The sequence below is a fragment of the Beggiatoa leptomitoformis genome (genome assembly GCF_001305575.3).
Classification (GTDB): Bacteria; Pseudomonadota; Gammaproteobacteria; order Beggiatoales; family Beggiatoaceae; genus Beggiatoa; species Beggiatoa leptomitoformis.
This window is the reverse complement of record NZ_CP012373.2, coordinates 1,423,577-1,449,036: the sequence shown is the minus strand read 5'-3', so window position 1 is coordinate 1,449,036 and position 25,460 is coordinate 1,423,577. Positions and strand designations below refer to the sequence as shown.

18 protein-coding genes are annotated in these 25,460 nt (G+C 40.8%); 2 read left to right on the top strand and 16 right to left on the bottom strand.

The features are described 5' to 3' along the window. Nucleotides 1–26: 26 nt before the first annotated feature. The 10 genes from AL038_RS05970 to AL038_RS05925 all read right to left on the bottom strand — a co-directional run bounded on the left by AL038_RS05970 (nucleotide 27) and on the right by AL038_RS05925 (nucleotide 15,545). Nucleotides 27–1,148 (bottom strand): DUF1513 domain-containing protein, encoded by a 1,122-nt coding sequence (locus AL038_RS05970; RefSeq protein WP_062150395.1) that lies wholly within the window; start codon nucleotides 1,146–1,148, stop codon nucleotides 27–29. After that, entirely contained in the window at nucleotides 1,149–2,186 is a 1,038-nt protein-coding gene (locus AL038_RS05965; protein WP_062150393.1) for an imelysin family protein, read from the bottom strand. A gap of 71 nt (nucleotides 2,187–2,257) precedes the next feature. After that, nucleotides 2,258–3,673: a di-heme oxidoreductase family protein gene (locus AL038_RS05960; protein ID WP_062150392.1), complete on the bottom strand. Its 1,416-nt coding sequence runs from the start codon at nucleotides 3,671–3,673 to the stop codon at nucleotides 2,258–2,260. A gap of 135 nt (nucleotides 3,674–3,808) precedes the next feature. Continuing rightward, on the bottom strand, nucleotides 3,809–5,053 hold the full coding sequence (locus AL038_RS05955) for an imelysin family protein (RefSeq protein WP_236839473.1): 1,245 nt from the start codon (nucleotides 5,051–5,053) through the stop codon (nucleotides 3,809–3,811). Between the two features lie 222 nt (nucleotides 5,054–5,275). Continuing rightward, nucleotides 5,276–5,518 (bottom strand): DUF4351 domain-containing protein, encoded by a 243-nt coding sequence (locus AL038_RS05950; protein WP_062150389.1) that lies wholly within the window; start codon nucleotides 5,516–5,518, stop codon nucleotides 5,276–5,278. A 54-nt stretch (nucleotides 5,519–5,572) separates the two neighbouring features. Next, nucleotides 5,573–5,815, bottom strand: a complete 243-nt coding sequence (locus AL038_RS05945) for a DUF4351 domain-containing protein (RefSeq protein ID WP_062150385.1) — start codon at nucleotides 5,813–5,815, stop codon at nucleotides 5,573–5,575. Nucleotides 5,816–5,869: 54 nt separating this feature from the next. Next, nucleotides 5,870–6,856 (bottom strand): Rpn family recombination-promoting nuclease/putative transposase, encoded by a 987-nt coding sequence (locus AL038_RS05940; protein WP_062150382.1) that lies wholly within the window; start codon nucleotides 6,854–6,856, stop codon nucleotides 5,870–5,872. 126 nt (nucleotides 6,857–6,982) lie between these two features. Beyond that, complete coding sequence (locus tag AL038_RS05935; RefSeq protein ID WP_062150379.1) at nucleotides 6,983–10,390, bottom strand: transglutaminase family protein; 3,408 nt, start codon at nucleotides 10,388–10,390, stop codon at nucleotides 6,983–6,985. A gap of 251 nt (nucleotides 10,391–10,641) precedes the next feature. Continuing rightward, complete coding sequence (locus AL038_RS05930) at nucleotides 10,642–12,756, bottom strand: SpoIIE family protein phosphatase (protein ID WP_062150376.1); 2,115 nt, start codon at nucleotides 12,754–12,756, stop codon at nucleotides 10,642–10,644. Between the two features lie 206 nt (nucleotides 12,757–12,962). Continuing rightward, entirely contained in the window at nucleotides 12,963–15,545 is a 2,583-nt protein-coding gene (locus tag AL038_RS05925) for a response regulator (protein ID WP_062150373.1), read from the bottom strand. Between the two features lie 225 nt (nucleotides 15,546–15,770). On the opposite strand from AL038_RS05925, the gene purH reads away from it, so the two are divergent. Beyond that, on the top strand, nucleotides 15,771–17,330 hold the full coding sequence (gene purH, locus AL038_RS05920) for a bifunctional phosphoribosylaminoimidazolecarboxamide formyltransferase/IMP cyclohydrolase (RefSeq protein WP_062150371.1): 1,560 nt from the start codon (nucleotides 15,771–15,773) through the stop codon (nucleotides 17,328–17,330). Nucleotides 17,331–17,372: 42 nt separating this feature from the next. Beyond that, nucleotides 17,373–18,656 carry a phosphoribosylamine--glycine ligase gene (purD, locus tag AL038_RS05915; RefSeq protein ID WP_062150367.1) on the top strand — a complete coding sequence of 428 codons (1,284 nt, stop codon included), beginning with the start codon at nucleotides 17,373–17,375 and terminating at the stop codon, nucleotides 18,654–18,656. A gap of 131 nt (nucleotides 18,657–18,787) precedes the next feature. Here purD and AL038_RS05910 read toward each other — a convergent pair whose 3' ends face one another. The 6 genes from AL038_RS05910 to AL038_RS05885 all read right to left on the bottom strand — a co-directional run bounded on the left by AL038_RS05910 (nucleotide 18,788) and on the right by AL038_RS05885 (nucleotide 25,442). Then, a complete protein-coding gene (locus AL038_RS05910) occupies nucleotides 18,788–19,357 on the bottom strand; it encodes a DUF3782 domain-containing protein (protein ID WP_062150364.1) in 570 nt (189 codons plus the stop codon). 123 nt (nucleotides 19,358–19,480) lie between these two features. After that, nucleotides 19,481–20,218 carry an SDR family oxidoreductase gene (locus AL038_RS05905; RefSeq protein ID WP_062150361.1) on the bottom strand — a complete coding sequence of 246 codons (738 nt, stop codon included), beginning with the start codon at nucleotides 20,216–20,218 and terminating at the stop codon, nucleotides 19,481–19,483. 4 nt (nucleotides 20,219–20,222) lie between these two features. Further along, the gene (locus AL038_RS05900; RefSeq protein ID WP_062150358.1) at nucleotides 20,223–21,542 is read right to left on the bottom strand and encodes an FAD-binding oxidoreductase; all 1,320 of its coding nucleotides are present in this window, start codon (nucleotides 21,540–21,542) and stop codon (nucleotides 20,223–20,225) included. A 4-nt stretch (nucleotides 21,543–21,546) separates the two neighbouring features. Next, a complete protein-coding gene (locus tag AL038_RS05895) occupies nucleotides 21,547–22,977 on the bottom strand; it encodes a UbiA family prenyltransferase (protein ID WP_066246101.1) in 1,431 nt (476 codons plus the stop codon). A gap of 30 nt (nucleotides 22,978–23,007) precedes the next feature. Then, nucleotides 23,008–23,700 carry a sulfotransferase family 2 domain-containing protein gene (locus AL038_RS05890; protein ID WP_161575440.1) on the bottom strand — a complete coding sequence of 231 codons (693 nt, stop codon included), beginning with the start codon at nucleotides 23,698–23,700 and terminating at the stop codon, nucleotides 23,008–23,010. Then, complete coding sequence (locus AL038_RS05885; RefSeq protein ID WP_062150354.1) at nucleotides 23,694–25,442, bottom strand: sulfotransferase; 1,749 nt, start codon at nucleotides 25,440–25,442, stop codon at nucleotides 23,694–23,696. Before AL038_RS05885 ends, AL038_RS05890 begins: the two co-directional genes overlap by 7 nt. Nucleotides 25,443–25,460 lie beyond the last annotated feature (18 nt).

The window sequence follows — 25,460 nt, the reverse complement described above, 5'->3', positions numbered from 1 at the left end:
CTGATATTTGTGTAATGACGAAAATATCAAACCACCAACAGATGGTTATCCCAATGTATTCCCTCTAATTTAACTTGTTGCTGAGTGGTTAAATCTACGGCATTTATCCATATTATCTCCCCTGTGCCTGCGGTAATTACAAATTGCTGCGTGTTCGCGTCAAATGTAATGCCCGCCGTATCAATCAAGGGAATGGTTTTTAAAAAGGTTTTATCGACCAATGACCAAAACGCAACAAAATTACCGCGTGGGCAGGTAATACCTAATATTTGACTAGGCGTTGCAATCGCAGCACTTGCGGTATAAGCCTTCATTTGTAACAAAACTTCATCAGGAATTGGCAATAAATCTAACGGACTGGCTTGCATTTGTTGGTTAAAGCCTGTCGCTGTAACACGGCTTTGATGTAATGCAACCAGTGGTAATCCATCTTCACCTTCTTCCTGTAATGCAATCGCAACTTGATGACCATTAATGGCTAAATGACGAATACTTAAAGTGGAATGCGCAAGGATTTGTTTTTCTAATAACTCGCCTGTTTGACTGTTTATATACGTTAACGACGGTGACATTGTGGGCAAGTTGAGTTTTTGCCGTCCAGATTCAGGGCGGGTTTCTATACCACCATTCGCAATGACAAGGGTTTTACCATCAGACATTAAGCATAATTCATGGGAATCTATGCCGTAAGTTTGCATCTCACTCAAGCGGTTAAATGTGAGAGCATCATAAACACCGATAATCCCCACCCCTTTTTCAAAATCATTTTCTGTTGTAAAAAAGGTTTGTCCATCGTTAGAAAAACAACCATGTCCAAAAAAGTGTCGCCTAGCTGTGCTTTGTAATATTTGAATTTTTTCGCCAGTCCGATAATTAAAAATGGTTGCTTCTGTACCGGGTCGGCGAGCGAGTAAAACCGCGATATCCGCACGTGTAGGATGAACAGCCAAGCCATGACCGCGTTGATTAACCACTAAACTAAACGTTTTTTCACCCGCTGTATTAAAACCTGCAACGCAGTGTTGTCCTGCACTATCGTCATACGCAGACAAAAATAAACCCGATGGTTTCACGGCTGCATGAACAAGAAGCGTATAGCTGGCGATAAATCCCGCAGAAAACTGTAAAAAATGCCGACGTGATAACATTTAATCCCCATCTAAACTATTGAATCCTGTTGTAATATGCAGGGCTTCTGTTAAATTCGTTTTAAATAATCTGGTTAGAATATCCAGTTCAAAAAATAAGCGTTCTACTTTTGCGCGTTCTTCACCTTTCGCGCTGAGTGCTTCAGTTAATGGCACACTAAAGGCTTGAATAGCCTGTATGGTTGCTTGAATTTCTTGTTGAATCTCAGTATCTAATTCATCTTGTTTGACTGCTTTAAGATAATCATCTAACCCATAGCCTTGTCCTGCACTATAAACTTGTTGTAAGCCTTCTAAATTGGCTTGTAAATTGGTTAATGAGGCGTGACTGCGCCAGCTTTCAGCAAAAAAGGGTTTAATCATATTGCCATTTTTTCTCCCCAATGGCGCACCTAACTTGCTGTCTTTCATGATTTCTGTCAGTTCAATCAAACTAGCAACTATATGGGTTATTGTGGGTTTTTCTGCACTTTTTGCCTGCGTTAATAAATCGTTAGCATCTTGAGCAAGGGCTGTACTGGCAATGTTGATATAGGCACACCGTTTTCCATCAGCAAACGTATTAAGCGTTTGTTCTGCGGGTTCAAATAACAAAATTTCTAGTGCCGATAAACCTAAAGCAGTACTGCCTTGTTTTTCTACTTGTGCCAAAGTGAGCGGTGTATCCGCATTGAGTAGGGTGGTTACTTTGAGTTTAACGGTATCTTTACGGTCAGGAAAAAACAGAATTTTGCTATCCATATTGTGCAATTTAACCGCACCAAATCGAATCGCTTGCGTGCGCATCCAAGCAGTTAGGGTGGCATGAAAAGCTTGTTGTGTTGCGCTGAATTGTGCGGTGTCGTTAGGCGTTGCGCAAAAGGTGGCAACTTGTTTCTGTAATAATGTCGCTTGCTCCACAAACTGCTGATAAATGGGAATAACTGCATATTGCAGTGTATCATCAATGAGTTGTGTCGGTGGTGGTGGGATTTCTGCCGCAAACGTTACGCAAGAGGACAGGCAAAGACTGAGTAAAGCAACCGTTTTTTTTAACATGCAAGTGTCCTAAATAATTATCAATATTGGTGCGAACCCAATCGCACCAACCGTAATTCTGAAATGGTTATTTACAAGGATTCTAAGAATTTAATTAAGGCTTCCCGCTCTGGTTTTGCCAGTTTTAACACGGCTTGTTTTGCCTGTTCTGCTTCGCCACCATGCCATAGAACGGCTTCCATCAAATTGCGCGCTCTACCATCGTGTAAAAATTGTGTGTGTCCATTCACCGTTTCTGTTAAGCCAATGCCCCACAAAGGTTGTGTTCGCCATTCATTGCCTGTGGCTTCAAAATCAGGACGCGCATCAGCTAAACCATCGCCCATATCATGTAAGAGAAAATCACTATACGGACGAATTGCTTGCTTAGACACTTCAGGCAACCCTGCGAATTCACCCGTTTGGAAGGTAGGCGTATGACAGCCTGTACAATTTGCGGTGTAAAACACAGCTTTCCCTTTTAATACAATGGGGTCATCAACATTACGTCGTGCAGGAACGGCTAATGTACGGGCATAAAAAGTGACAAAATCGAGTAATTCGGTACTAATTTCAGGCTCACCACCATTAGGTGCGTTTTTGCAGGCGGTTTGGCTGTCTGTGCAACTGCTGGTCGGGAATAAAACCGACGTAATGCCAATATCGCCATTAAATGCGCCTGCGGTTTGTTGGCGAATGTGTGGCATGTTCGCCTTCCAGCCAATACGCCCCATAACCGTTTGTTTTTTTTCTACATCCCAAACATGATTTGGACGACCAGAAATACCATCGCCATTTTTATCTTCGGGGTCAGCATTTGCTAAGATGCTTGCTTCAGGAATCGCATCAACTAAACCGAGACCTATCATTGGTTGAGCAACACGGGGGGAAATTAAAACTTCTTTATGTAACTCACCATATTGTAGATTTTTAATTTCATACTTAGGTTGACGTAGTGTCAGCACTTCACCATCGGCAAAAGTAATTGGTATTTCTGTATAAGTCACAGTGGGTTTTCCCTCAGCAGGAACACCTTGCACACTAAAGTTTTGTAATTGGTCGCCATACGTAGGCTCTGCAATAACACCACTTTGTTTTATCTGCGCTTTTTGCGCATCCGTTATTGCAGGCAAACTTAAACGCAATAAAATAGAGACGAAATCATCATCCGCTTTAGCAGGCGGGCTGCCACGCCCATCTTTGATATGACAGTTTTGACAGGCATTGGTAATAAATAACGCGCCTAAACCATCGCGTGCCGTTGTTGTTGACGGTGCAGTGACCCAAGGTTGACGAAAAAAAGCGTTACCAATAGAAAAATTATCCCGACGACTAATCGGCATATTTGCTGCGGGTAAGGAAAAAGCATTCACTGTTGCATTAAAAACCGTTGTCGCCCCCCCAGAAAGTGCTTCATTAGGTTCAGATTTGCTAAAATCAATTGTTGTTGCCAACGTAAAAGCAGGATTGAGTAATAGGGTTAGAAAAATCAGTTTGTTTGGAGTCATGATAGAAAGAGTAGTGTTTAATTTAAAAAACCTGACGAATTTAGATAAACACGTCAGGTTTAGGAAAACTAATGCAAATGTGCAGTACAATGATTTTTACTAAAAAACACGGTACAAATATATTTGCATAAATAATTAGAAAGTATGGTCTGCTGTATCAGGATTTAAATCTTTAATTCCTAATGCTTCTGCGACTTTTTCTAGGCTATGTGTTTGGGCGACTAAACCGTCAATTGCTGCTTTTACCAATGCGTTACCTTGAGGGTTATCTGCGGCAATCAATTGGTCAAAAGCAATTCCTTTTTTCTCCGCAGAATCAACAAGTGCTTGTAATTTAGCCTGTGTTTCTTTGAATTTTGTACTCATTTCCTTATCAAGTTTGGCATCTTTTGCAGCAACTAAATCCGCCAAACTTGCACCTGTAAGGGTTTTTCCTGTAGTGGTTTTATAAGTACCAAAATAAACATTTTGAATACCTAATCCATTATAAAAATGGGAATTATGTGTATTGTCGCTAAAACAATCGTGTTCATCTTCTGTGGAGTTAGCAATAAGCGCAACTTTCATCCGTTCCCCTGCCAATTCACCCAAAGACAAACTACCCATGCCAAACAACATGGTGCGTAATCCTGTAGTAGGGTCCGCGCTCAGTAAGGCTTTACGCGCTGCGCCATCTTTTGCCCATTGGGCAGTCATATCAGTCAATTGGCTAACTAATAATTGAGAAAGTGCAGTTAAATACGCGGCACGTCGTTGACAAGTCAGTTTTGTACCTGCTTTTGCTTTACCATTAGTGCAGGCTTCATCGGTTTGTATGTAATCGGTAAAGGGACGTTCTCCCGCGCCTTTGTCCGTCCCGTGTAAATCTTGTCCCCACAACAAAAATTCAATTGCATGGTAGCCAGTTGCAACATTGGCTTCTGAGCCACCAATTTCATTTAAACTCATGAGTAATTCAGGTGTGATTTTGCTGGTATCTATAGTTTCCGTACCAATTGTGATGGATTGGGTTGCAATAATATTTGCATTTGCGCCGACATTGCCTTGTTCAAACTGGTAGTGGGAAGTATCGACATAGTCGATTAAGCCTTCGTCTAAAGGCCATGAGTTTAAACTACCTTCCCAATCATCAATTACTTTGTTACCAAAGCGGAAAGTTTCACTTTGTTGATAAGGAACACGTGCGGCTTTCCATGCTAATTTGGCTTCGTTTAAAGTTTTTTCTGAGGGGGCTTTTAAATAGGCTGCAATTTTTTCATCTAAGATTTTCGCTGTGGTCAGCGCATCATCATAAACGGCATGAATCATATCAGTATAATGCTCGACAACCGCTTGAGGTGTGGCTTTTGCGGCAAATACCGTAGATGTTGTGAACATCATTCCTACACATAAACCAATGAAATATCTATTATCGAACATAAGACTTATCCAATTAGAGTAATAGTGATAATACTAAATGATAAGCATTCTCATTAATAATGTAAAGAAATAATGCATATTCGCTCTTTATCGCGTGGAGATAAAAAAAGACCTATTTAGGTGTATAAATTTTGATAGGTCTTGGGAATTAGGAGATTAATGAGGTGAAATATTTTATGCAAATTAATGTACTTCCACTTCCTGCCAAAATTCCGTTAGAGAGGTTGTCTGAAACAATTTTAGTGATAAGTAGGTTAATCTTTCATCACTGAGCTGTAACAATCTGGCTCTTTGCATATCTGTTAATTGACCATAATGTGCTTCTAATAGAGTTATTAACAGTTCTGCTTTGCCTTCCATCTTGCCCTCTATTTTTCCCAACACAAAAGCCTGTTGTCGTTCTTTATCCATTGCGTGTTCTAACATGGTTTTTGCCTCTAACTTGTCATGATAGATGGTTTCTAACTAAATAATCAGTAATTAATGTACTTCCACTTCCTGCCAAAATTCCGCTAGAGAGGTTGTCTGAAACAATTTTAGTGATAAGTAGGTTAATCTTTCATCACTGAGCTGTAACAATCTGGCTCTTTGCATATCTGTTAATTGACCATAATGTGCTTCTAATAGAGTTATTAACAGTTCTGCTTTGCCTTCCATCTTGCCCTCTATTTTTCCCAACACAAAAGCCTGTTGTCGTTCTTTATCCATTGCGTGTTCTAACATGGTTTTTGCCTCTAACTTGTCATGATAGATGGTTTCTAACTAAATAATCAGTAATTAATGTACTTCCACTTCCTGCCAAAATTCCGCTAGAGAGGTTGTCTGAAACAATTTTAGTGATAAGTAGGTTAATCTTTCATCACTGAGCTGTAACAATCTGGCTCTTTGCATATCTGTTAATTGACCATAATGTGCTTCTAATAAAGTTATTAACAGTTCTGCTTTGCCTTCCATTTTACCTTCCATTTTACCTTCCATCTTGCCCTCTATTTTTCCCAACACAAAAGCCTGTTGTCGTTCTTTATCCATTGCGTGTTCTAACATGGTTTTTGCCTCTAACTTGTCATGATAGATAGTTTCTAATACTTGATAATCTTCTAAATTACGTCGGTTGTGTACAACTAATTGTACAAACCAGTTGAGAAATAATGAAGCCGCTTCTTTGTCTGTTTTCTCCTCAAATAAGTTTAGAACTTGTTCTTTGAGTAGTGCCATATCTGTCGGATAGGTTTCTGCGAGAAATAGGGTTGAAACTAAGTTGCGAATTTCTAACAGCCGTTGTTGCGAATATTCATTTTCAGCAATTTTAAAATAGCGGAATTCAGGGGTATAGGCTTTTAATAAGTGCGGATGTTCCAGAATATCATGCAGATTCTCGGCGGCAGTCCAGCGTTTATCGCCACTGTAAAGGACGATAGGAAAAATGGGCGGGAGTTTTTTCTGTTTAGGGCGAGTTTCTGCGAAATCTAACCAGAAGCTACAGACGTAGTGTAGAACACGGAGAGCCATAAACCAAACGACGGAGGATTGGAATTCTAACAGGACATAAATATAGGCTTCTTGTTGTTTGAATTTAACTTTATAAATTAAGTCACTTTCAGTTTCTTTATAGTGGTCAGTAATAAAGGATTTTTCAAGGCGTTCACAGGTGTCGAAATCAATGTGTTGTACCCAAGGTTCAGGGACGAAGGATTCTAGGAGTTGGCGAAAGAAGACTTTATTGGAGAAGAGTCTTTTATAACCTTTATCGTGTAGTGTTGGCATTTTAATATAGCCATGTTGAATTGTTGTCTTGTCGTAAAAAAACCTGTCAGGTTTAGTAAACTTGACAGGTTCTAATCAGTCTTAATTAGTTGGATTTATAGATAATATCTAATTAAATCTCATTATTTAACACCCTGCTTGTCGCCGTAGGTCTAGGGTGTAAGGATAATCACTGTTTACTTCTTCTAGGGGTGGACTCATCACTTGTGGAGGGTTGCCTTCAGGATAGAAGCCTGTTAGTCCTTTAAACCATTCAGGGGCTTTAACAGGTCCTGGTGTGTGTCCAAAATCGAAGAAGCGGGCAATGCGTCTGGATTCTGCTGCGTAAGCATTAACAGGGAAATCCGTGCTGTTATTGCCACCGGGATGGGAGACGTGATAGGTACATCCACCAATTGACCGTCCTGTCCATGTATCAATGAGGTCAAAAACTAAGGGTACATGTACGGGAATCGTGGGATGTAGTGCAGAAGGTGGTTGCCATGCGCGATAGCGCACACCCGCGACATATTCGCCATGTGTTCCCGTATTGCGCAGTGGCACGCGTCGCCCATTACATGCAATGACATAGCGGGTATCGGTTAGACCAGTGACTTTGATTTGTATCCGTTCAACAGAGGAATCAACATAGCGGGCAGTACCTGTGCTGGTGGTTTCTTCTCCCAATACATGCCAAGGTTCTATCCCCATGTGTAAATCTAAACGAATGCCCTCTAATTGTACCGTACCGTAATGTGGGAAACGGAATTCAAAGAAGGGGTCAAACCAGTCAAGTTGGAAAGGATAGCCTGCCCGTTGTAAGGTGCATATAACATCTTTGAAATCTTCACGGACAAAATGGGGGAGTAAGAAACGGTCATGTAGTTCTGTTCCCCAACGTACCAGCGGTTTTTTGTAGGGCGTTTTCCAGAAGTGAGCGATTAATCCACGTAGCAGGAGCATTTGCATTAAGCTCATGCGGGCATGAGGTGGCATTTCAAAAGCGCGTAGTTCAACTAAGCCTTGCCGTCCTGTGGAGCTGTCGGGTGAATAGAGTTTGTCAATGCAGAATTCAGCGCGATGGGTATTACCTGTTAAATCAACTAATAGGTGACGTAACAAGCGATCAACCAGCCAAGGGGCAGCAACTTCACCTTCGGGCATTCGTTGGAATGCAATTTCTAGTTCGTACAGGCTTTCATTACGGGCTTCATCCACGCGCGGGGCTTGGCTGGTAGGACCTATAAACATGCCTGAGAATAAATAAGAAAGGCTGGGATGGTGTTGCCAGAAGGTAATTAGGCTACGCAGTAAATCTGGACGGCGTAACATGGGGCTATCTGCGGGGGTTTCGCCACCTAAGGTGACGTGGTTGCCACCGCCTGTGCCTGTATGTCGCCCATCTTGCATGAATTTTTCTGTCCCTAAACGGGAGTAGTAGGCCTCTTCATATAAGATACTGGTATTATTGACTAACTCATCCCAGTTACGGGCGGGATGAATATTAACTTCTATAACACCGGGGTCGGGGGTGATGTGCATTCGTAATAAACGCGAATCACGTGGTGGTTCATAACCTTCCAATGCCACAGGCATGTTTAAGTCTGTCGCAACGGCTTCAATAGAGGCAAGTAAATCTAAGTAATGCTCTAAATGGGTTAGTGGCGGTAGGAAGATGCAGAGGAAGCCATTCCGTGCTTCTACGCATAAAGCAGTTCGTACGACATCTACGTATTCTTCTGCATAACGGGTGCGAGCTTCGGGTAATTCATCGGATTCTGCATGTTGTTCATGAATACTGTCGTGAATAGGTTTTGGCTCTACCCATTGGCTGTAACGCTTGGCAACTGCACCATGAATGTCTTCTAGTGGTGAGTGTGTTTCGAATTGGCTTTTCTCTTCTTGAATTTCACGTTTATCTAGTGCAAGCCAAGGGAGAGAATCCAATGGGAGTCGTAAACCAACGGGTGAATCACCGGGTGTTAAATACAGTTGTCCACGTCGTAATTCCCAAGGACAACTGCGCCATTCACCACCAACAAGATGATAGTGCCAACGAATGGGTAAAACATAACCTGCTGGTTTGTTTAAATCTTCGCTGAGTAACCGAGCAAGACGCTTGCGTTCTACGTCATCTTTTAAATTGGCTTTTTTGGGGTCAAGATTGGCGGGAACATTGCCTTCTTTCCATAAATAATAAAGTGCGTCTTCATACACAGGAACAATATAACGGTTTTCAAGCCCCAAACGTTTTGCCAGTTGTTGCATAAAACGGTCGGCATCAACATGGGTATAACCATATTGTTTAGACTCGTCAGCAATCAACGCATCGTTTTTCCACACAGGTAAGCCGTCTTTACGCCAGAAACAGCCAAAGGCCCAACGGGGAAATGGCTCTCCGGGATACCATTTACCTTGTCCGTAATGAATGGAAGCACCGGGGGAAAAGCGTTTCCGCAAGCGTTTTAAAAGGGTATCTGCCAATTTACGTTTTGCAGGGCCTAGTGCGGCAGTATTCCATTCTGCACTTTCCATGTCATCAACAGAAACGAATGTAGGTTCGCCCCCCATGGTCAAGCGCACATCATTATCGTCTAAGACTTTATCAATCTTATAACCTAATGCGTTAATGGATTGCCACTGTTCTTCGGTATAGGGTTTGGTGACGCGCGGGTCTTCATGCACGCGGGTAACTTGATTGTGATAGTAAAACTCGGTTTCACATTTATCAATCGCGCCTGTAATTGGGGCAGCGTTACCCGGTTCTGGCGTGCAAGCCAGCGGAATATGCCCTTCCCCTGCGAATAAACCAGAGGTTGCATCTAAACCGACCCAGCCTGCACCCGGTAAAAAGACTTCTGTCCATGCGTGTAAATCGGTGAAATCAGCCTCAGGACCCGAAGGACCATCAAGGGCTTTTACATCAGGGGCAAGTTGGACTAAATAACCAGAGACGAAACGGGCAGCGAGTCCTAAATGACGAAGAATTTGTACCAATAACCATGCGGTATCTCGACATGAACCACGTGCTAGCGTTAGCGTTTCTTCGCAACTTTGCACACCGGGTTCCATGCGGATATTGTAACCAATATCTTTTTGTAACCGTTGATTTAACGCCACTAAAAAATCAATCGTGCGTTGTTTAGTCAGGTCAACTTTACTAACCCATTCGGTTAATAATGTTCCACTTTCTGTTACTTCTAAGTAAGGCGTTAATTCTTTTGCTAATTTCTCTTCATAGACGAAAGGGGATTCTTCTGCATATTCTTCCATGAAAAAGTCAAAGGGATTAATCACGGTCATTTCCGCGACAACATCCACTTCAACAGAAAATTCCTTAACCTTATTCGGGAACACAATTCGTGCTAAATAATTGCCAAACGGGTCTTGTTGCCAATTTATATAATGTTCTTTTGGCTCAATGTTTAGCGAGTAAGCATGAATAGGTGTGCGAGAATGAGGGGCGGGGCGCAATCGGATAACGTGTGGTGACATCGACACTGACCGATCATAGCGGTAACGTGTGAAATGATTAAGAGCAACTCGAATAGCCATGCGTCCATCCTAAATTGTAACAAGGTGAGAAAACACTATTTCAACATGCCTGAGTAAAATTGTTAAGTATTAAATTATAATGTTGCTATATGGGGTGCAAACTGATTTGCACCCATTAAGTTAAACCGCTTACAACCATAACACGAACACTATTGCTTTAAGCAGTGCTATCCGTTTTTATACTTTTATAAGAAGTCCATTTATACATTAACTAGGCATATTTTTAGAGATAAACTAATTTGTACTTATCATTATGCCTCAATTTCCGCCATCAGGTTTTTTTTTAAGATAAGCAAAGTAATATCATCACAAACTTTCTGTTTACCCACATGTTGGCGTACGTCAGCAATCACTTCGATTTGAATCTCTAACGCAGATAAATGCCAATGTTCACCAACGATTCTACATAACCGTTCTACACTATAAACCCGACCTTGTGCATTGCGTGCTTCGGTTAAACCATCGGTATAAAGCACAACACCATCCCCTTCAGCTAAATTAATTTCTTTATGACCCAAAAAGGTTTCAATATCGCTTTCTAATCCCACCATAAAGCCTAAATCTATCGTATCAATCCGTTCCACCGTTCCATTACGACGCACAACCAACACTTCCTCATGCTGTCCGCTCAATCGCAGAACACCATGCTCATAATCTAACAAGGATAATGTCAGGTTTTTATCAGAATTCATGCGCTTAACATTATCGTATAATGTATGATTTAACACTTTTAAACAGGTTTCTACATCAGGAATATTGCTATTTAACAGGGTGCGAACCGCCATTTGTACCATTAGCATTAACACACCACTTTCTAAACCATGTCCTGTTACATCCCCAATGCCACAAATTACCCGCCCATCTTTTTGTAACACATCATAATAATCCCCGCCAACTTCCGTCGCAGGCTCCATATAACCCGCAATATCTAACTCTTTTATTTGTAACAACTCTTTTGCTTTAGGTAAAACCATTTGTTGTAAATGGCGCGTAATATCTAATTCTGCCCCCATACGCAAATTTTCACTTTGTAATTGCGCGTTTAAACAGGTGATTTCACTATTGGCTTGTGCCAGTTGCACCGTGCGTTCTTCTACTTTTGCCTCTAACAACAAAAAAGAATCTTGTAGTTGCGTTGCCATAAAGTGAAATGAACGTGCTAATTCACCAATTTCATCTTGGCGTTGCAAGGGGAGCTGATGATTCCATTCACCTTTTGCTATTTGCCACGATGCTGTCATCAATTCTGCAATAGGACGTGTTACCCGATTAGCTGACCATATCCCAATAATAATGGCAATTAACAAAGCACCTGCGCATAGTAACATGATAGTATAAGCATTTTTATCAATAGCACTCATAAAGTCGCTAGCAGGCACAACAATAACGACCAACCAATCTAGTCCTTTATTATCTTGATAAGGTGATACTTTCATGAAAAGCTTTTCGCCTACTAACGTGGGCGTTAAAAATTGTGAAGCATTTATTTGATGTAAATCATCAAAATTCTTTTGTAAATAGCTGGCAACACTCGCCGTCATACCATTATTACTATCGATGGCACTCAACCGTTGCTGTTTGTCAGCAATCTTGCGTAATGGCAATTCTCCTGAAGATGTTGCAACCAACATAGCAGAACGTTCTATGATGAAAACTTGCCCCGTTTTTCCTACTTGTAGCTGTTGTAAAAAATCGCCAATTTGTGACAAACGTAATGCACTATTAATCACGCCTAATAATTTTCTTTCTTTATCATAAGCAGGTTGATTTAAGCTAATCATCAACGTTGGTGCGCCAAAATGCGGGAAAATTTCGCTCCATACGGGTTTACCTGCACTAACAGCGGACTGATACCAAGGACGCAGACTTGGGTCATAATTTGGCATACTTGCGGTTGCTACTTGACGTTGTCCTTGTTCATTCAGCGGGTAAGTTGTGTAGTTATAACCTGTACTTTTACCTGACTCGCGGGCAACTAATTGGTTATTATCTAAACGCTCTACCCCAGTAAATTCACGTTCTGTATTACCAAAAGAAATATGATTAACCGTTGGATGTACCATAATTTGTCGCCACAAATACGTTTCCCACGTCATTAAATTATCTGTTTTTAACAATCCCAACTCTATCGAATTCTGGTTTGTAAAATTAACTTCTAACAACTCATCTAAATAACGGCGTAAATTCTCATGTACTCTTACATTTACTTCATTTAACAACTGCGTAGCCAAATCTTGAATCGCTAATTGCCCATGATGAAAGGATAAATAACCTGTAATAGTTACCGTTACAATCAATAAAATAATAAAAGGCGTAACCAGAACAAAACGTAATGGTAATCGTTGGATAGGTGTTAGAATGTGCATACTTGCTCTCTCTTAAAATGCAGCCTTTAATTTTTAAAAATGTATATTTTGACAAAAAAACTTAAAAAACGTTTCTTTGGCTTAAAAAACACTTTGCTGCTTTATGTATAGATATAAAAACGCAATAAACTACTGAAATGCCTTAATTTATGCAAAATAAGTACCAAAAAAATGTGGGAATTAATGATATATAAATCATTTGGTTGTTAGGTATAAAGCCACATTTTTAACAAGGCCAATAAGGTCATTGTGTTGATTGGTTTAGCAAGATATTCATTTGCACCAGAGAGCAAACACTGTTCTCTATCTGAGGGAAGGCTTTTAGCCGTTATGGCAATAATGGGTAATTTATGGTGGTTTTCTTGGGCGCGAATGCGGCGAATCGTTTCATAACCATCCATATCTGGCATCATAATATCCATCAAAACAACCGCAATATCCATATTTTTTGCCAATAGTTGCAGTGCTTCTGTGCCATTTTTAGCAAGAATAACCTGCATTTTTTTACTTTCTAACAATAACTGTAATGCAAAAAGATTACGCTCATCATCATCTACAACCAAGACTTTTTTATCGGCTAATGCGTATTCTTTATCATGATTAAACTGTAAGGGTAAATCTGTCTCATCAGGTGATAAAACCTGATCGGTTAGTGCGGTATTATTTGTTTGTACAAGCGGCAATGTTGCATCAGGCGTAGCTGATATCGTAGGAATGCTTTCATCAACTTGTTCGGGTAAATAAACGGTAAAACAACTGCCTTTGTCCACCTCACTGTGCAAGTGAATGACACCATTCAACAACTGAATTAACTGTTTTGAAATAGATAAACCTAACCCTGTTCCACCATATCGTCGATTAGTCGTGCCATCCGCTTGTTGAAACGGTTCAAAAATAATCTCTTGTTTATCTAAGGGAATACCGATTCCTGTATCTTGCACTCGCAACGCGATAATTCCTACTGTGGGTAACTGCATCCGCAATAACTCGTCCCTATCAGGGCGATAAATCGCTAAACATACCTGACCCTGATGCGTAAACTTTAATGCGTTAGACAGTAAATTATTCATCACCTGAATAATGCGTCGTTGGTCACTGAATACTATTTGTGGCAGGTCTTTTCCTTGTTCTAGTAATAATGCGAGCCCTTTTTTCTCCGCAATCGGTAAGAATTTTTGATAAGTTATCTTTGCTAAATCTTCTAATACAAAGGGTTCTGCTTGAATTTTTAACTTACCTGCCTCTATTCTTGCTAAATCAAGAATATCGTTAATTAAGACTAATAAATCATTTCCTGCGTTATAAATAGTTTTTGCCTGCTCAATTTGCTTTGTATTAAGGTTGCCATAAATATTTTCCTCAAAAATTTCCGCAAGCATTAATATACTATTCAATGGATTACGTAACTCATGTGACATATTCGCCAAAAATGCCGATTTATAATGACTCGCTAACTCAACTGCTTTTTTATCTGCTTCAATGGCTTGATTAACCTCTTGTAACTTAATATTTTGTGTGTTAATACGATTAATTTCAATATATTGCTTTTCCAAAGTAGAATATTGTTCTTCCAGCTCCTCATTCGCACTACTTAACTCTTCCTGTTGTGTATGTAATTCATTGGTTTGTGCTTGTGTTTCTTCTAACAATTTTTGAATATGTTGATGGGTTTCTGCGCCATGCAATGCAGCCCCAATGGTCAAAAGTGACTGCTGTAAAAAATCTATTTTTAAGGGAGTTGCTGCCCGAAAAAATGCGAATTCTATAATCCCTTTTAACTTATCTTGATAATAAATAGGAAAAAATAACAATTCGCGCGGTAATGCCTTACCTAATCCCGAATGAACAGACAAATAATTGCGTGGAACATCTGTTATACGTAATAATTGCGAACCAAGTGCCGCTTGCCCCAGTAAACCATCACCCAGCAACACTATTTTTGGTGACTTTTCCGCATGGCAAGCATAAGTTGCAATTAAAGACAGTTTTGTCGTATTTTTATCCAAAGTATGCAAAATTGGAACATACATAACCGCCTTTTGTGCATCCAAATATCGACTCAGAAACCACAATATTTTTTCGGCTAATGGTTGTGTTTGTTGCTCCCCTATCATCTGTTCTTGCAAGTGCGAACGTCCATCTGTAAGCCATGTATAACGGATAAGTGAAGAAATTAAAGGAAAACTACACAAAATAATAAAAATATTACCCAATAAAATAAGAATAATAGTTTGATTAACCAGTGTATTATTTTCTTGAATTCGTTGCTTTAAAAGTGTCTCCTCCATTTCTACAAATAGCTTAATATTAAAGAAAATATTATCTATTAATTCACGATAAGCATTAGATTGTATTAATTTGAATATTTCTAAAATATCGGGATTATTTTCTGCAACTAAACGTTGTTTATTTTCTATGATTTTGGTTGCAAATTCCTCCGCCCATGATACTGTAAATAAAGATATTTTTTCTAACTGCTGCACCTGCATTGAATTGTCTTGTACATGTTGTTTAATTTCACTAATTGTTTGTATAAATTGGATTTCTGTTTCTTTGTAGTTGTCAATAAATTGCGTATTTCCCGTTATCACAAAATTACGAATACTTTTTTCTAAATTAAGAACGGTTGTTTTTAACTGATTTCCATAATTAATAGAACGATAGCTATGCTCTATCCACTGAGAACTCCCTAATACCGTTGTAAAGCTGTAATAAACTAAAAATGTTACTGCAACAATTAAAAAGACAATAAACGCATATAAAGATTTTATCGTGAGATATTTAGACATAACATTATCTACCTTAAGTTAATCATCAGAACACAACAAGGACGCATTAAATTACCATTGTTTTATCTCGTTTTATTAGAAATCACTATTTTACATTCAAATAGTTACAACCATTAGATAAAGTCCATCATCCTTAAGTCGTAATTTTGGTGTAATAAGTTCATTGCAGGTTATAATTCAAACTTTACATCTTTCTCTAAAAACTTTTTCATTGTAAGGAATAAAATGTCAAAAATTCAACGCGCTCTTATCAGTGTTTCTGATAAAACGGGTATCATCGATTTTGCTCGCGCTCTGCACCAACGGGGAATTGAAATTCTCTCCACAGGAGGCACAGCAAAATTACTTGCTGAACAACAAATTCCAGTCATTGAAGTTGCTGACTATACAGGTTTTCCTGAAATGATGGATGGACGTGTTAAAACCCTGCATCCAAAAATTCATGGTGGATTATTAGGTCGACGGGGAATTGATGAAGCCGTCATGGAAGCGCATGGCATTAATCCGATTGATTTATTAGTTGTTAATTTATATCCCTTTGAAAAAACAATTGCAAATCCTGCTTGTGACCTAGCAACAGCGATTGAAAATATTGATATTGGTGGGCCTGCAATGTTACGTTCTGCGGCCAAAAACCATGTAGCCGTTACCGTTGTTGTAGATGCGCAAGATTACATAATTATCCTACATGAACTTGATGAAAATAAAGGAAATATTGGCGCAGTAACACGGCTAAAATTAGCCCGCAAAGTCTTTGCGCATACAGCACGTTATGACGGTGCAATTGCCAACTATTTAGGACAAATTGACAATCCAGAACCCGCATTCCCGCCAACCTTAACGTTGCAATATGAAAAAGTGCAAAACATGCGTTATGGTGAAAATCCACATCAAAAAGCAGCTTTTTATCGAGAAGCCAGTTCAACCGATGCGAGCGTTTCCACCGCAACTCAACTGCAAGGCAAGGAACTTTCCTATAATAATGTAGCAGATACTGATGCTGCATTAGAATGTGTGCGTACTTTTGTAGCCCCCGCTTGTGTGATTGTTAAACACGCAAATCCTTGCGGCGTTGCCGTGGGTGCAACCATTTTAGAAGCCTATGACCGTGCTTATCGTACCGACCCTACCTCTGCTTTTGGCGGTATTATTGCGTTCAATCGTCCTTTAGATGTCGTAACTGCAAAAGCAATTATTGAACGGCAATTTGTAGAAGTTATCATCGCACCTAGCGTGATTGAAGACGCTAAACCCATTTTAGCGACGAAAACCAATGTACGGGTTTTAGTTTGCGGTCAATGGTCAGATACAACAGCAACCCGTCTGGACTTTAAACGGGTCAATGGCGGTTTATTAGTCCAAGACTATGATTTAGGAACAGTCACACAAACCGATTTGCAACTGGTTACAGAACGTAAACCCAGTGATGCTGAATTGAATGATTTACTATTTGCGTGGAAAGTGGCTAAATTCGTTAAATCTAACGCGATTGTCTATTGTAAAGATAATATGACTATTGGTATTGGTGCAGGACAAATGAGCCGTGTGTATAGCGCGAAAATTGCGGCGATTAAAGCGAATGACGAACACTTACAAGTTGCAGGTTCTGTGATGGCATCTGATGCGTTTTTCCCCTTCCGCGATGGTATTGATGCAGCCGCTGCGGTGGGAATTACTGCTGTTATTCAACCGGGTGGCTCTATGCGGGATAAAGAAGTGATTCAGGCAGCAAATGAACACGGCATAGCAATGGTATTCACAGGAATGCGCCATTTTAGACACTAATCATCTGCTGTTTAAAGCGATAACAACATCTATTGAAAAACTATGAAAATACTGATTATTGGTAATGGCGGACGAGAACATGCTTTGGCATGGAAAGTTGCCCAAACGGCAGGTGTGGCTAAAGTATTTGTTGCACCGGGTAATGCAGGTACAGCACGCGAAGCAAAAGTAGAAAACGTTCCCATCAAAAGCGACGATATTCATACGCTAGTAACTTTTGCCTTACAACAACGAATTGACCTAACCATCGTAGGGCCCGAAGCCCCCTTAGTTGCGGGCGTGGTAGATAAATTTCGTGTTGCGGGTTTACGCTGTTTTGGTCCTACAAGTGGTTCAGCACAACTGGAAGGTTCAAAAGCCTTCACAAAAGATTTTTTGGCACGTCATGCCATTCCAACAGCCGATTACAGCCACTTTACTGAAGTGCAACCTGCCATCGACTACATTCGCGCAAAAGGTGCGCCTATCGTCGTTAAAGCGGATGGACTGGCTGCGGGAAAAGGCGTGATACTCGCACAAACAGAAGCTGAAGCCATTGCTGCTGTAGAAGACATGTTAGCAGGCAACGCATTTGGTGATGCTGGCAATCGTGTAGTCATTGAAGCGTTTTTAGTCGGTGAAGAAGCCAGCTTTATCTGCATGGTCGACGGCGAACACATTCTCCCAATGGCAACTTCACAAGACCATAAAGCCCGCGATGATGGCGATAAAGGACCCAATACAGGCGGCATGGGTGCATACTCCCCCGCGCCTGTTGTCACGCCAGATATACATGAAAAAATCATGCGCTTAGTCATAGAGCCAACCGTTAAAGGCATGGCAGCCGAAGGCTTGCCTTACACAGGTTTTCTCTACGCAGGGGTTATGATTGACCAACAAGGCAATCCCAAAGTATTAGAATACAACTGTCGTTTTGGTGACCCCGAAACCCAGCCAATCATGATGCGCTTACAATCAGACTTAGTTGCTTTATGCAATGCAGCATTAGATAAACGCTTGCACGAAGTGACTGCCCAATGGGACAACCGCGCTGCATTAGGTGTGGTACTAGCCGCTGGTGGTTATCCAAATGACTACGCAAAAGGCGATGTGATTCAAGGCTTAGAAATCGCAACTGCTGAAAACGTCAAAGTGTTCCACGCAGGCACAAGTGAACATAATGGACAAGTTATTACCAATGGCGGGCGCGTGCTTTGTGTCTGCGCACTAGGGGATAGCGTAAAAACGGCACAAACTGCAGCTTATGCGCATATTCAAAAAATTACTTGGCAAAAAATGTACTGTCGACATGACATAGGCTATCGAGCAATCGCACGAGAAAGCTAGTTTTTTAAGCCCTTTCGGAATTTTTAACTTTGAAAGGGCTATTTCATGAGCATTAATTTATTAGGGCGTGTCATTAAACAGAAGCGTTTGCAAGACTCTAAATAAGTTCTATCGTTTGCTCGCATCAAACTTTATGCAACATCAAAATTCTTAGGTTCAAAGCCTTTAGGTTTCATTAATTTAAATTGTTCATCGTGAATAATGCCCAAATACAAACCTGCTTCTGCCACTTTTTGTTTGATTTCTTTACTCGCCGCGACGGTAGCAATCATGCCATAACGCTTTTTATGCGCAAGCTCTGGAAAAAAGAAAGGAAATTCCTGAAGCATTTTTAACACCTGTTCAATCCCTTTTTCGTTTAAATGACTTTTCACTTCTACAATCACGACTTTATTACTATCTCCATTGCTATAACCCAATACATCCAATTCTAATTCACGGTTGCCCTTAAATGATTTGGTATTTGTTGAAATGGTTTCTAAACCAAATTGTTTGCGAAGGATTTTTTCCATTGAAGGAAAAGCCATGCCTTCGGTAAAACTGCCAAATTTATTACCAATTCCACCAATTTGAATACCCAATTCTTTTAACTGGCGGTCAGTCTGTTTTTGCTGACGGCTGGTTTCCTGAAATTGCCGAGCAGTTTCTTGTTGTGCAATCGCAAGACTTGCTACTAATTCTTTTAGTTCTTCATCAGTCATTTGTGTTGTCCTTTTGTCAAATATATTCGTTATTAATTATAGTTTGTTTGTTTGAATCAGAATTACCAGCGTTTTAAAAGCATTTTTAATTCTGTTAATCCTGATTCAGACCACCATCATTCCTTATAACTTCAATTTCACAAAAATTGCTTCAGGAATGGATTTAATAATTAACATAATCCATTGCCAAAACCATGGGGTATAAAGTACCTTTTTACCCTTACTAATTGCATTATCAATATCTTGTGCAACTTTATCAGGGCTTGCAAATAAGAAGTTCTTTTTAATTCCTGCTGTCATCGGTGTATCGACAAAACCGGGTTTTACGGTCAATACTTGCACACCCGATTTAAATAAACGATTGCGTAAGCCTTGGAGAAATAGGCTTAATGCGCCTTTGGCTGCACCATAGACATAATTGCTTTGTCGTCCTCTATCGCCTGCTACGGAGGAAATCACCACAATACTGCCTTGTTTGCGTTTTTCGAAATAATTGCCTAGTTCTGTGAGTAATGAGGCGACGCTTAAAAAGTTGGTGACTAACTCTTTTTCCGCAACTTTAAAATCTTGTTCGGCTGCTTGTTGGTCGCCTAGCGTGCCATAAGCAATTATAACAATATCAATTTCTTGTAGCGACTTTTCAGCCGTTGCGAATAGGCTTTTATGTTGAGCTATATCGGTTAAATCAACGGCTAAATACTCGCTAGATGACGCACCACGGGTTTTTAAATCTTGCTGAATAACTTGTAGTTTCTGTGCATCACGCCCGACTAAAAAAAGTCGTTCTCCGCGTTGAGCAAAGCGTTTAGCAAGGGATTGGGCAATCATGGCGGTCGCGCCAAGAATTAAAATTCGTTTCATCGTGTTATCCGTTCTTTGGATGTCGTTGGGTTACTCTGCGCCAAAAACTAGACGAAAAGTGAGGGTCAATAAATGGTTGAAATTTTTCCCATTCAGGGTAGAACTGTTTGAAATCTGTACCATTCATGCGAGCGTCTTTTGCTGGATATAGCCGTCCGCCATCTTCGCGCACAATGGCATCAAGTCGTGTCAGTAGTTGGTGTGTGACCTCGCCTTGATTCGCGAAATCTAGGGCTAGTGTGATACCTGCACGCGGGAATGATAAAAGTCCGGGAGAGGGAATCTTGCCAAAAATTTTAATGACGGAGAGGAATGAGCCTTGTCCACTTTTAGCAATTTCTGCCAAGATATTTTTAATGACGTGTGGGTCATTTTCTGAAACAACACATTGATATTGAAAAAATCCTCGTTTGCCGTAAATCCGATTCCATTGTTGAATACTGTCTAAGGGATAGAAAAAGGGGAGATAGTGGCTAACGCTGCGGGTGATTTCAGGCAGTTGTTTATTAAAATACAGGAAGTTAAAGGCTTTAATGCTGGCATGATTCAGCATAAAATTGGGCATATCTACTGGTACGGTGAGCCATTTAGCGCGTTTTTTTAGTGGCTTGTCTTCAAACAGCGGGGGGGCGTGATTGCCTTGCATAAATAGTCCGCGACTGCTTTGTTTTTGTAAGCAGTCTAGCCAAGCAACGGTATAGGTATAATTTTTTTCTGAGGCTTTGGATAGGGTAAGAAATTCTTCAATGCTATGGAATTTAATACTTTCCATTTGAATAAAGGGGTTATTCATTGGAATGAGTTGAATTTCTGCCCAGGTGATTAAACCCGTTAGTCCTAATCCGCCAATTGTCGCGCCGAACCAGTCAGCGTTGTTATTTGCCGAACATAATAAGCGTTGTCCGTCAGAGCGTAGCAGTTCAAATTGTCGTACATGACAGCCAAAAGTGCCTGCAACATGGTGGTTTTTGCCGTGTACGTCGTTAGCAATTGCCCCGCCAAGGGTGACAAATTGTGTGCCGGGTGTGACGGGTAAAAACCAACCCATTGGCACAATGAGCTGTAAGATTTCTTGTAAGGAAACCCCTGATTCACAAAGTAATATACCTGTCGTGCGGTCAAATTGAATAAAGTGATTGAGATAGCGTGTATCGAGTAAAATACCTTTATCATTCAAGCAGACATCGCCATAACTTCGCCCTTTGCCGTAAGCTAATACGGGTTTACGGGCTGAAATGGGAATTGCGTCGTTTGCCCATTGCACAGGGTAAACAGTTTGTTCTACAAGGGGATAGCGTCCCCATGATTGATAAGTGGTTGCCATAGTTTTAGAGAAATTTTGCTAGTAGAACAATGATAAGAATCATTAACGCGACAATGTGGCTCACGCGGTCACGGAGTGCGAACACTATCGGGTCGTCGTGCATCGTGCCACGATGGGAAATCAGCCAGACGCGACTAATCCAATAGAGCATGATGAGGCATACTAGCCATAAAATGTCGGGTGAGCTGTACATGTCGCGAATGTTGTGTATGTATAAAGCGAGGACTAATACTGAGATAAATCCGCTAGATACGCCGATAGACGCTAAGATTTCTAGGTCATCAGCTACGTAGCCCCGTCCTTTCGCACTGGATTGGTTATTGCGCCGTAAGGCGAGCATTTCGGAATGGCGTTTAACAACGGCTAAGCATAGGAAAATAAATAGGGAAAATGCGAGCAACCAGTGGGAAACGGTTGCATCTATCATGGCGGCAGAGCCTGCGATAACCCGTAGGGTGTAGAGCGTTGCTAAACAAAATACGTCAATGAGGACTACGCTTTTTAGGGCGAAAGAGTAGGCTAGGGTTAATGTGTAGTAAATACTTAATACTAGCCAGAAGTTTAGGGGTAATACAATGGTGAATAGCAGGCTAATCAATAGGCAAATGGGAAAAAGTAGTAAGCCAATTTGAATGGGAATTGCACCTGAGGCGAAAGGACGTTTACGCTTGCGGTGATGATGGCGGTCAGCTTCTAAATCCAGTAAATCGTTAAGAATATAAGCACTAGATGCGGCAAAACTAAACGCGAAAAATGCCAGAACAGCATCACTGAGCAATTCCATATTCATGATTTGCTGGGATGCCAGTAATGGGATGAAAATAAGGGTATTTTTTACCCATTGATGCACTCGTAAGGCAGCAGGTAATGATTTAAACCAGTTGGTTTTATTGGGGAATTCTTCTGTAATGATGGTTAGGGTTTTTGCTTGTTGGGTAACGCTTGCCGATGCATTAACGAGTATGCCTTCTTGTGCGTATTGCCAAACATTTAAATCAGCACGACTATCACCCGCATAAGCAAAGGGTTTTTCGCCAAAATAGTCGCGTAAAAATTGGGCTTTTGTCGCACCTTTTAAATTGCGCTCGGTATTGCTGGCTAAAACCGTGTTGAAAATGCCTAAGTGGTCAGCGATTTTTTGGGCGATGGATTCATGCGAGGCGGTAACGAGAAGTAGTTGTCTGCCTGCTTGTTGTTGCGCTTGTAAGAAGGTTAAAAATACTTGGTTATAAGGCAAGCAGGTAACATCAAAATCAACATGTTGGTTGAGCTTGGTCTTTAAATAGGCTTTCCCTTTTAATAGCCAAAAAGGGAGAAGTAATAGCAATAAAGGCTTTTTTTTCAGTAATTTAACAAAGCCTTCATATAGCATGTCGGTTTTGATTAATGTGTCGTCGAGGTCGACGCAAAGCGGGAGTAAAGTATTCACGGTCATTATTGTTAGTGTGGGGGAGAAATACCGTCGTTAGTATTCTTGACGGTTAAAGTGGGTGGTGCATAAGTGTTCAAAATGGCGGCACGCATCGGAATAATAACGTTGATTTTCTTGTTGAATTGTCTGAATGTCAATATAAGCCCCTCTGTCTTTGAGCCATTGTTGATAATCTTGCCCTTCCCCTTCATTTTCTACTAACACGGGCAATTGCAGATTAAATAGCTTATTAAATAATGCAATACTGTCTGTATAGGCCTCTGTCAAACCAACAAAATGAAAATGTTCTACAGGTATTGTGCCACAGAATAACCGATAGAAATGACGTTGTTTGGTGAGTTTGGCAAATGCTGTTATGGATAGTTGTTGCGTAATAAGTTGACGACACATGCTATTTTTTAAGTCGGGGTTGCGTTGCCAGTGTTGATAATGGGAAACCAAACGGGCTAATGGTTCGCGGAAAAATGTGCAAAATTGGGCTTTTTCGCCCAACACGGCGTATTTATCCGCAATAAAATGTCCGTGTACAGCGTGATAATTGTTTGTTATTACTTGCGGTTTATACTTCAGTTGCAGACGGTGTTGTAATCGGGTGTAGCGATGTATCAAGGTATCGGATAGGGGTTTATCTGCATAATCTAGCAGTAATTTATCACCAAAAACTTGCGTTAATGCAGTGCCTAAACTGGTTCCTGCGGTTTTGGGAATGTGAACGGAAATTAGCATGATATTTTCCATTCGTCATAGCCCAGTTGTACAGCGTATTCTCCGCATAAATCATTGATTAGCTGTCTATCACGTATATCGAGTATGTCGCGTTTTTGACGTATTTGGGAGGGTTGAATCGCAGGGTTTAATCGTAAAGGGGGGGCGTGAGGAATTTGTTGAAAAATATTTTTTAAACAATGAATTGGATTGGTAACGAGGTTTTCATAATGGACAATGTGCAACACAGTTTGTGCCGTTAGAACACATTCAGCAAGATAACACCATAGTAAAACTCGTTTGAGTGCTACTTCATCAGCTTCGGCAATCCGTTGTAAACGTTGCTGTTGCCAACCTGTTAAAGCGGTATCGTGTAGTTGTCCTACAGGAAAGGTTTCAACACGGGCATTTTTTAAATGGTCAAACGTACTTTTCCATGAAGCAATGGTATCAGCGGGATGGCGCACGCATGTAATCAGTGGGGCATGGGGCATAACGTAACGTAGTTGCTGGATTCGAGCCAAATAGGCCAGTGTGTTTTTGGTGAAGAGGACAAAATCAGGGCGGTAAACTGTAGGCAAATAGGATTCGCGCTTGTCAAGAATCGCTGTATCTTCAATTATTTCCCCATCTTTAATTTTATTTTCTATGGCTTGTCCATTGAGAACATCTCGGCGGATTTCTTGATAATAGATAGCGAGTTGATAAGGGGGAAAGGTTTGTTGTAGGGGGGGAAAGATTTGTGTGGGTTCGTTAATGACGACGCAATCGTCAATTTTATGCAGTAATCGGCATAGATAGCTTGTGCCACTGCGGGGAATACCTGTAATAAAGGCTTCTGGACGTGCTTGTTGCGCAGTGGGTTTTATAGTCGGTTTTGCCTGAAATAATCCTTTTTTCTTAGTTATTTTATAAGGTTGTGTCAATTCTTGCCAGTCGGCATAGGTCGCTATTACCTGTTGTAATTTAGGATATTGTGTTATTAGGTCAAGAATAAGTTGATTTAATGCGGGTTCGCGACGAATAACACTGGGTTTATGGTAATGACAGAGTATCGTTTGTGGATTTAAAGGCTTTAAGTGGGCGGGGTAGTTAACGTATTCATTTAGACAGTTAAAATCCATGCCTATTTTAGCCAGCGTGATGGGCAGTGCGAGTTGGTCTAACCAGCGGGGGCGTTGTGCAATGATGCCGCTGTGTAAAATTCGTTGGCAACTGTCCGCCCAAATTTGGGCAAAAGGGGTGTTGCTGGGAATGCCGAGCATGCCTGCATTGAAATAGGGTAGTAGTAGCTCGTGGCTAACGCTGCTAAATACGCGGCGTGTGGGTAAGGGGAGGTCAAATAGGGTGTAAACGGATTGCCAAAAATGGGGGTCGGCAGTGAATGCACCTAAGTCCACAGGTTTAGCATGAAAAATAGGTTGCAACCAGTCGTTTGGTGGGATAAAGGGTTGTAAACAAAGCATATCACTGTCTAAGAAAAAAATTTTCTCTGCAAGGGTTTCTATGCCTAAACAAGCTACTTTATTGCCGATGGGGTATTGTTTATCAACCCAGTTGGTAATGGGTACAATGCGCACTCCTAATTCAGCAAGCAGTGTGAGGGTTATTTCACGGGGATTGCCCCAATCTGTTGCAGGGCTAGGAATGGCTGCGACAAGTTCGTAGTCACAGTGGAGAAATTTTTTAAGTGAAGCGGCAAGGAATAATGCTTTGATTTCTAACTCGCCTTGTTGACAAACAAAGGTGAAACAGTAGTGCATAAGAAATGACAGCCAAGT

Excerpts from the sequence above, each read along its gene's own strand:
- purD (WP_062150367.1), top strand. The coding sequence starts at position 17,373 with ATGAAAATACTGATTATTGGTAATGGCGGACGAGAACATGCTTTGGCA.
- AL038_RS05945 (WP_062150385.1), bottom strand. The coding sequence starts at position 5,815 with ATGTTAGAACACGCAATGGATAAAGAACGACAACAGGCTTTTGTGTTG.
- AL038_RS05960 (WP_062150392.1), bottom strand. The coding sequence starts at position 3,673 with ATGACTCCAAACAAACTGATTTTTCTAACCCTATTACTCAATCCTGCT.
- purH (WP_062150371.1), top strand. The coding sequence starts at position 15,771 with ATGTCAAAAATTCAACGCGCTCTTATCAGTGTTTCTGATAAAACGGGT.
- AL038_RS05890 (WP_161575440.1), bottom strand. The coding sequence starts at position 23,700 with ATGCTAATTTCCGTTCACATTCCCAAAACCGCAGGAACCAGTTTAGGC.
- AL038_RS05950 (WP_062150389.1), bottom strand. The coding sequence starts at position 5,518 with ATGTTAGAACACGCAATGGATAAAGAACGACAACAGGCTTTTGTGTTG.
- AL038_RS05885 (WP_062150354.1), bottom strand. The coding sequence starts at position 25,442 with ATGCACTACTGTTTCACCTTTGTTTGTCAACAAGGCGAGTTAGAAATC.
- AL038_RS05905 (WP_062150361.1), bottom strand. The coding sequence starts at position 20,218 with ATGAAACGAATTTTAATTCTTGGCGCGACCGCCATGATTGCCCAATCC.
- AL038_RS05930 (WP_062150376.1), bottom strand. The coding sequence starts at position 12,756 with ATGCACATTCTAACACCTATCCAACGATTACCATTACGTTTTGTTCTG.
- AL038_RS05935 (WP_062150379.1), bottom strand. The coding sequence starts at position 10,390 with ATGGCTATTCGAGTTGCTCTTAATCATTTCACACGTTACCGCTATGAT.
- AL038_RS05965 (WP_062150393.1), bottom strand. The coding sequence starts at position 2,186 with ATGTTAAAAAAAACGGTTGCTTTACTCAGTCTTTGCCTGTCCTCTTGC.
- AL038_RS05895 (WP_066246101.1), bottom strand. The coding sequence starts at position 22,977 with ATGACCGTGAATACTTTACTCCCGCTTTGCGTCGACCTCGACGACACA.
- AL038_RS05970 (WP_062150395.1), bottom strand. The coding sequence starts at position 1,148 with ATGTTATCACGTCGGCATTTTTTACAGTTTTCTGCGGGATTTATCGCC.
- AL038_RS05925 (WP_062150373.1), bottom strand. The coding sequence starts at position 15,545 with ATGTCTAAATATCTCACGATAAAATCTTTATATGCGTTTATTGTCTTT.
- AL038_RS05900 (WP_062150358.1), bottom strand. The coding sequence starts at position 21,542 with ATGGCAACCACTTATCAATCATGGGGACGCTATCCCCTTGTAGAACAA.
- AL038_RS05955 (WP_236839473.1), bottom strand. The coding sequence starts at position 5,053 with ATGATGTTCACAACATCTACGGTATTTGCCGCAAAAGCCACACCTCAA.
- AL038_RS05910 (WP_062150364.1), bottom strand. The coding sequence starts at position 19,357 with ATGACTGATGAAGAACTAAAAGAATTAGTAGCAAGTCTTGCGATTGCA.
- AL038_RS05940 (WP_062150382.1), bottom strand. The coding sequence starts at position 6,856 with ATGCCAACACTACACGATAAAGGTTATAAAAGACTCTTCTCCAATAAA.